Genomic DNA, 7,336 nt, shown 5'->3' with positions numbered 1-7,336 from the left:
TCCGTCCACGCGTTCGCGAACAACATCAACACCCGCGAGGGCGGCACCCACCTCACCGGGTTCAAGACCGCCCTCACGCGGACCGTCAACGACTACGCCAACGAGCACGGCCTCGTCGACGATCTCGACGCGAACCTCAAGGGCGAAGACGTGCGCGAGGGGCTCACGGCCGTTATCTCGGTGAAACACCCCGACCCGCAGTTCGAGGGGCAGACGAAGACGAAGCTCGGCAACAGCGAGGTCCGCGGCATCGTCGAGTCCGCGACCCACGAGAAGCTCGGGACCTTCTTCGAGGAGAACCCGGACACCGCCCGGAAGGTCGTCCACAAGGCCGCGGAGGCCGCGCGGGCGCGCAAGGCCGCGAAGAAGGCCGAGGAGCTCACCCGCCGGAAGTCCGCGCTGGAGTCGACGGCGCTGCCCGGCAAGCTCGCCGACTGCCAGACGCGCGACCCCACTGAGGCCGAGCTGTTCGTGGTGGAAGGCGACAGCGCCGGCGGCTCGGCCAAGCAGGGCCGGAACCGCGAGAACCAGGCGATCCTGCCGCTCAAGGGGAAGATACTCAACGTCGAGAAACACCGGCTCGACCGCATCCTGGAGAACGACGAGATCCGGGCGCTGATCACCGCGATCGGCGCGGGGATCGGCGAGGAGTTCGACATCGAGGACGCCCGCTACAACAAGATCATCCTGATGACGGACGCCGACGTCGACGGCGCGCACATCCGGACGCTCCTCCTCACGCTCCTCTACCGCCACATGAAGCCCCTGCTCGAAGCGGGGTACGTCTACGCGGCCCAGCCGCCCCTCTACCGCGTCCGCTACCGCGGCGAGACGTACGACGCGATGACGGAGGCGGAGCGCGACCGGATCGTCGAGGAGAAGTGCGACGGGAACCCGGACCAGGTCCAGCGGTTCAAGGGGCTCGGCGAGATGAACCCCGACCAGCTCTGGGACACGACGATGGACCCCGAAAACCGCATCCTCAAGCAGATCAACATCGACGACGCGGCCGCGGCGGACCGCATGTTCAACGTGCTGATGGGCGACGCGGTCGAGCCGCGCAAACAGTTCATCAAGGAGCACGCGACCGAGGCGGAGTGGGTGGACATATGAGCTCCGACGTACCCGACGCCGACCCCGACGGCGTCCGCGCCGCGCAGGTGACGAACGCCCGCATCGAGGACGAGATGGAGCAGTCGTACATCGACTACGCGATGTCGGTGATCGCGGGCCGCGCGCTCCCGGACGTCCGTGACGGGCTCAAACCCGTCCACCGGCGCATCCTCTACGCGATGCACGAGGCGGGCGTCACGAGCAACTCCTCGCACCGGAAGTCCTCCTCCATCGTCGGCGAGACGATGGGCGACTACCACCCGCACGGCGACAGCGCCATCTACGACACGCTCGCGCGGATGGCCCAGGACTTCTCGATGCGGTACCCCCTCGTCGACGGGCAGGGGAACTTCGGCTCCGTCGACGGCGACCCGCCGGCGGCGATGCGGTACACGGAGGCCCGGATGGCCCCCATCGCCGAGGAGCTCCTGGCCGATATCGAGCGCGACACGGTCGACTTCTCCGCCAACTACGACGATCGCTTGGAGGAGCCGGAGGTGTTGCCCTCGGCGGTGCCGCACCTGCTCGTCAACGGCTCCTCGGGGATCGCGGTGGGGATGTCGACCAACATCCCGCCGCACAACCTCGGCGAGGTCGTCGACGCCACCGTCGAGCTGATCGAGAACCCCGACGCGACGGTCGAGGACCTGATGGAGCACGTCAAGGGCCCCGACTTCCCGACCGGCGCGAACATCGTCGGTCGAAACGCGGTGCATAAGGCGTACAAGACGGGTCGCGGTCGGGTCCGCGTCCGCGCCGAGTTCGAGGTCATGGAGGAGGAGGGCCGGATCGTCATCTCGGAGCTCCCCTTCCAGCAGAACAAGTCGCGGCTCGTCGAGCGCATCGCCGAGGACGTCAACGAGGGCGCGATCGAGGGGATCCGCGACCTCCGCGACGAGTCCGACCGCGACGGGATGCGCATCGTCGTCGAGCTCAAGCGCGACGCGATGGCCGAGGTCGTGAAGAACCAGCTGTTAGAGAGCCACCTCGAACGCACCTTCGGCGTCATCAATCTCGCCCTGGTCGACGGCTCGCCGCAGGTGCTGAACCTCAAGGAGACGCTCCGACACTACGTCGAGCACCGCCGCGAGGTGGTGCGCCGGCGCTCCGAGCACGAGCTCGACGAGCGCGAGGACCGCGCGCACATCCTCGAAGGGCGCCTGAAGGCGCTCGAACAGGTCGACGACGTGGTCGAGACCATCCAGGACTCCGACGACCGCGACGCCGCGAAGGCGGCGCTGGAGGCCCAGTTCGAGTTCAGCGAGGCGCAGGCGGCCCACATCGTCCGGATGCAGCTCGGCTCGCTCACCTCGATGGAGACGCAGGAGATCGAGTCGGAGTACGAGGACGTCACCGCCCGGATCGAGCGGCTGGAGACGATCCTCGCCGACCCCGACGAGCTCGACGCCGTGATCGTCGACGAGCTGAACGAGATGAAGGCCGAGTACGGCGACGAGCGCCGGACGAGCTTCATCGAGGATGCGGGCAACGTGACCCACGAGGACCTCATCCCGGAGGAGGAGCAGGTCGTCGTGATGAGCGAAGACGACTACATCAAGCGGATGCCGCTCGACACCTTCCGGGCGCAGAACCGCGGCGGCAAGGGGATTATCGGCACCGGCCTGAAGGATGGCGACCGCGTCTCCTCGGTCTTCGCCGCCAACTCCCACGACTACCTCCTCGTGTTCACCAACCGCGGGCAGATCTACGAGCTGAAGACGTACGAGATCCCGGAGATGTCCCGGACCGCCCGCGGGAAGTCGGCGGTCAACCTCCTCGACCTCGACGGCGGCGAGGAGATCGAGGCCGTCGTCAACACGGAGGACCTCGACGACGACGAGTTCCTCACGATGGTCACCCGCGACGGGTACATCAAGCGGACCGCGGTCGACGAGTTCGGGAACATCAGGTCGACGGGGATCCGCGCGATCCGACTGGAGGACGGCGACGAGCTGGTCGACGTCGAGGTGACCGACGGCGAGCGCGACATCGTCATCGGGAGCCGCAACGGGATGGCGATCCGCTTCGACGAGTCGGACGCCCGCGCGATGGGCCGCACCGCCCGCGGCGTGATCGGGATCGACCTGCGCGAGGGCGACGCGGTCGCCGGAGTGGCCGCCGTCGACGACGACTACCACAACTGGGTTCTCACCGTCACGGAGAACGGGTACGGGAAGCGCTCCGACCTCGACGAGTACCGCCTCCAGTCCCGCAACGGGAAGGGGCTGATCGACATCAAGACCGGCGACCGCAACGGCGAGGCCGTCGCCATCGAGGCGGTCACCCACGGCGACCACCTGGTCGCGATGAGCGACGACGGCCAGATCATGCGGACCCGCGTCGAGGAGGTCTCGACGGTGAGCCGCAACACGAAGGGCGTCATCGTGATGAACTTGGAGCCGGACGACGCGGTCGCCTCCGTCGACATCGTGCCCGAGGCGGCGTACGCCGACGAGGACGTCGATGACGGGGAAATCGCCGCGGACGACGCCGGCTCGGCGGACGGCGAAACGGTCGACGCCGAGTAGGCGCGTCGACTCGTCGCCCGCAGCCGGCGTTTGGGTGCGGATCGGCCGTTTCACCGGAAGCGGCGGGGCTCGAACGCTCGCGTGTCCGGGATTCAACTCCCGCGGCGACGACGGACTCCCATGCACCGACGCGAACTCCTCGGGGTCGCGACCGCGGTCGCGGCGGGCGCCGCCGGCTGCCTCGGCCTCGGCGAGACCGACCCCGGCCGACTCGACTTCACCGTCCGGAACGACGGCGCCGCCCCCGTCGACATCGACGTGGTCGTCGAGGGCGACGACGGGACGACGTACGAGGAGGAGAGCGACCGCGTCGACGCCGGTGTCGCCCGCGCGTTCGAAGTGACGGTCGGCGAGACCGGCCGGCACGAGGTCGTCGTGACGGGCGCCGACTGGGAGGGGCGACTCGCGTGGGACGCCGGGACCTGCGCCCTGTACGACGGAACGGTCGCTATCGACGGCGAGAGCGTCGAGGTCGCCGGCGAGTGCGTGGACCCGCAGTAGGGGAACGTTCAGGAAAGTTACTTACGATCACCGCGGGAACGACCGGACGAGATGGACGAGTACGAGGGGATAGACGAAGTCGTACACGAGCCGAGCGAGGCGTTCGCCGAGTCGACGAACGTCGCCGCGTTCATGCGCGAGTACGACGTCGACGACTACGAGGCGCTGATCGAGCGCACCACCTCGGAGCTCCCGGGCGAGCCGGACTCCGGCGTCGACTGGTTCTGGGACGAGGTCGTCGACTACCTCGACATCGACTTCTACACCGACTACGACGCGGTGCGTGACGACGCCGACGGCCCGCAGTTCACCGACTGGTACCCCGGCGGCGAGATCAACGTCGCGCACAACGTCGTCGACCGACACGCCGCGGTCGACTCGCCGAACCGGAACCGGGTCGCGCTGATCTGGGAGGGCGAGCCCGGCGACGTCCGAGAGGTCACCTTCCACGACCTGGCCAGACAGACCAACCGCGTCGCGAACTACCTGGAATCCGTCGGAATCGAGACCGGGGACACAGTCGGGCTGTACATGCCGATGGTGCCCGAGGTCGTCTCGATCCTCTACGGCTGCCTGACGGTCGGCGCGATCGCGGTGCCGATCTTCTCCGGGTTCGGCACGGAGGCGACGGCGACCCGGATCACCGACGCCGAGCCCTCGGTCCTCTTCACCGGTGATGGCTTCTACCGCCGAGGCGACGAGGTCCGGCTGAAGGCGACCGCGGACGAGGCGATCGAGGCGGCGGGCCACGTCGAACACGCGGTGGTGTACGACCGGCTGGGCGCGACGCCGGCGGGCGACGGGGATGCTGAGAGCGCCGCCGCCGATCCGGTCCCGTGGCATCCCGACCGCGACGTGACCTGGGACGAGGCGGTCGCGTCGCGGTCGACCGACTACGAGACGAAACACCTCCCGAGCGACCAGGAGTCCATGCTGCTGTACTCCTCGGGGACCACCGGCGAGCCGAAGGGGATCGTCCACACCCACGCGGGCGTCCTCACGCAGTGCGCCAAGGAGATCCACTTCGGCTTCGATCAGAAGCCCGCGGACCGGTTCTTCTGGGTCTCCGACATCGGCTGGATGATGGGGCCGTGGACGCTGATCGGCAACCACGCGTTCGGCGGGACGGTGGTGATGTACGAGGGGGCGCCCGACCACCCCGAGCCCGACCGCTTCTGGGAGCTGATCGACCGGCACGGAATCACCCAGTTCGGCATCTCGCCGACAGCGATCCGCGCGCTCCGCAAGCACGGAGACGAGTGGGTCGAGGGCCATGACCTCTCATCGCTCCGGATCCTGGGCTCCACCGGCGAGCCGTGGGACCCCGAGTCGTGGCGCTGGTTCTACGACGCGGTCGGCGGCGGCGACTGCCCGATAATCAACATCTCCGGCGGCACGGAGATCTGCGGCTGCTTCCTCATGCCGATGCCGAACCAGCCCCTCAAGCCCTGTACGCTCGGCGGGCCGGGGCTCGGGATGGACGTCGACATCGTCGACGAGAGCGGCGAGTCGGTGCGGGAGGCCGGCGAGCGCGGCTACCTCGCGGCGCGCGACTCCTGTCCCTCGATGACGAAATCGCTGTGGTCGGGCGACGAGCGCTACCTGACGGAGTACTGGTCGACGTGGGAGGACCTCTGGGACCACGGCGACTTCGCGCAGAAGGACGCGGACGGCTTCTGGTTCCTCCACGGCCGCGCCGACGACGCCCTCAACGTCGCCGGGCGGAAGGTCGGGCCGGCCGAGATCGAGGGCGTCCTCATCGATCACGACGCCGTCAACCAGGCAGCCGCGGTGGGGGTCCCGGACGACACCACCGGGACCGCGGTGGTCGCGTACGTCGTCCTCGAACCCGGCGTCGAACCGAGCGACGGGCGCCGCGAGGAACTGCGCGAGCTAGTCGGCGAGGAACACGGGAAGCCGTTCCGGCCGCGCGAACTGCTGTTCGTCGACGCGTTCCCGAAGACGCAGTCCGGGAAGATCATCCGGCGCGCGATCGAGTCGGTGTACAGGGGCGAAGACCCCGGCGACCTCTCGTCGATGGAGAACCCGGAGGCGTTAGCGGACCTCCGCGACGCTGCCTGAGGCTCGGACCGCGAACGGGACCCGGCGGCCGCGACCGGCTACGCGGCCGCCTCGGCGACCGCGTCGGCCAGCGCGTCGTAGTCCGGCTCCTGGCCGGGATTCTCCGCGAGCCAGCGGTACGTCACGACGCCGTCGGCGTCGATCACGAAGACGGCCCGCTGCGCGACGGTGTCGACGCCGTAGCCCTCGAAGTCCTCGACCGCGTCGTACGCCTCGATCGCGCGGTGGCCGGGATCGGCGACGAGCGCGAACGGCAACTCGTACTGCGTCCGGTAGGCCGCGAGCGCGTGCGGGAGGTCGGTGCTCACGCCGAACAGCGCGCAGTCGCTCCGGTCGAACTCGTCGCGGAGCGCCTCCATCTCGTCGGTGCAGGTGTTCGAGAAGGCGGCCGGGAAGAAGGCGAGCACCACGGGCTCGTCGCCGAGGTGATCGGCCAGCCGGAACGGTTCGATGTCGTCGTCCACGATCGAGGCGGTGAAGTCGGGGGCGTCGTCGCCGACGGCTGTCATACCGGTCGCTCGCGCCCCGGGCGTATGACGGTTTCGCCGTCCGCCGGTCGCGTTCCCGGCACGGCTGCGCTTTCGATACGGCGGGGTTCCGGAGGCGTTGCCCGCTCAGCGGCGATCCGACGCCCGTCCACCGAGGCAAAAAGACTATAGTCGCAAGAGGGTTACTGCCGGACAGAGATGGTAAGTGCGATTCCACTGATCGGCGGCATCCCGGCGGGCCCGGAGCTCCTCATCATCCTGCTCGTCTTGGTTCTCCTGTTCGGGGCGAACAAGATTCCGAAGCTCGCTCGGTCGACCGGCCAGGCGATGGGCGAGTTCAAGAAGGGACGTGAACAGGTCGAAGACGAACTACAGCAGATGCAGGGCGACGACGACGACTCGTCGGTCGACGCGGACTCGTCCGCTGACGCGGACTCGACGCTCGACGACGACGAGTTCGAGGACCTCGAAACCGACAAAGAGACCAGCGCATAGACCGGCCCCACGACGCCGACCGATCCCCGCTGCGATGTCTTCTCCGACCGCGTTGGGCGCGTGGCCTAGCGGACAGGGCGAGAGGTTCCTAACCTCTCGATCGCGGGTTCGAATCCCGCCGTGCCCGCT

At 68.7% G+C, this 7,336-nt stretch carries 6 protein-coding genes and 1 tRNA gene; 6 read left to right on the top strand and 1 reads right to left on the bottom strand.

The features are described 5' to 3' along the window. The 4 genes from SD626R_RS11915 to SD626R_RS11900 form a co-directional block, all read left to right on the top strand. On the top strand, nt 1-1,113 hold a 1,113-nt coding region (locus tag SD626R_RS11915; RefSeq protein WP_255310161.1), incomplete at its 5' end, for a toprim domain-containing protein. Continuing rightward, nucleotides 1,110-3,641: a DNA gyrase subunit A gene (gene gyrA / locus SD626R_RS11910; protein WP_092566575.1), complete on the top strand. Its 2,532-nt coding sequence runs from the start codon at nt 1,110-1,112 to the stop codon at nt 3,639-3,641. The genes SD626R_RS11915 and gyrA, both read left to right, overlap by 4 nt. A gap of 120 nt (nt 3,642-3,761) precedes the next feature. Then, entirely contained in the window at nt 3,762-4,142 is a 381-nt protein-coding gene (locus SD626R_RS11905) for a hypothetical protein (protein ID WP_092566574.1), read from the top strand. Nucleotides 4,143-4,193: 51 nt separating this feature from the next. Then, nucleotides 4,194-6,224, top strand: coding sequence for an AMP-binding protein (locus SD626R_RS11900; RefSeq protein WP_092566573.1), 2,031 nt, complete (start codon nt 4,194-4,196; stop codon nt 6,222-6,224). Nucleotides 6,225-6,262: 38 nt separating this feature from the next. On the opposite strand, the gene SD626R_RS11895 is transcribed toward SD626R_RS11900, so the two are convergent. After that, nucleotides 6,263-6,733 (bottom strand): redoxin domain-containing protein, encoded by a 471-nt coding sequence (locus SD626R_RS11895; protein WP_092566572.1) that lies wholly within the window; start codon nt 6,731-6,733, stop codon nt 6,263-6,265. A 177-nt stretch (nt 6,734-6,910) separates the two neighbouring features. Between SD626R_RS11895 and SD626R_RS11890 the strand changes: the two genes are divergently transcribed. Together SD626R_RS11890 and SD626R_RS11885 are read left to right on the top strand one after the other, a co-directional pair. Next, nucleotides 6,911-7,207: a Sec-independent protein translocase subunit TatA/TatB gene (locus tag SD626R_RS11890; RefSeq protein ID WP_092566571.1), complete on the top strand. Its 297-nt coding sequence runs from the start codon at nt 6,911-6,913 to the stop codon at nt 7,205-7,207. Nucleotides 7,208-7,261: 54 nt separating this feature from the next. Beyond that, nucleotides 7,262-7,334: transfer RNA gene (locus SD626R_RS11885), tRNA-Arg, on the top strand. Nucleotides 7,335-7,336: the final 2 nt, after the last annotated feature.

The sequence above is a fragment of the Halorubrum sp. SD626R genome (genome assembly GCF_001261915.1).
Classification (GTDB): Archaea; Halobacteriota; Halobacteria; order Halobacteriales; family Haloferacaceae; genus Halorubrum.
This window is presented reverse-complemented; position numbering and strand designations above follow the sequence as displayed.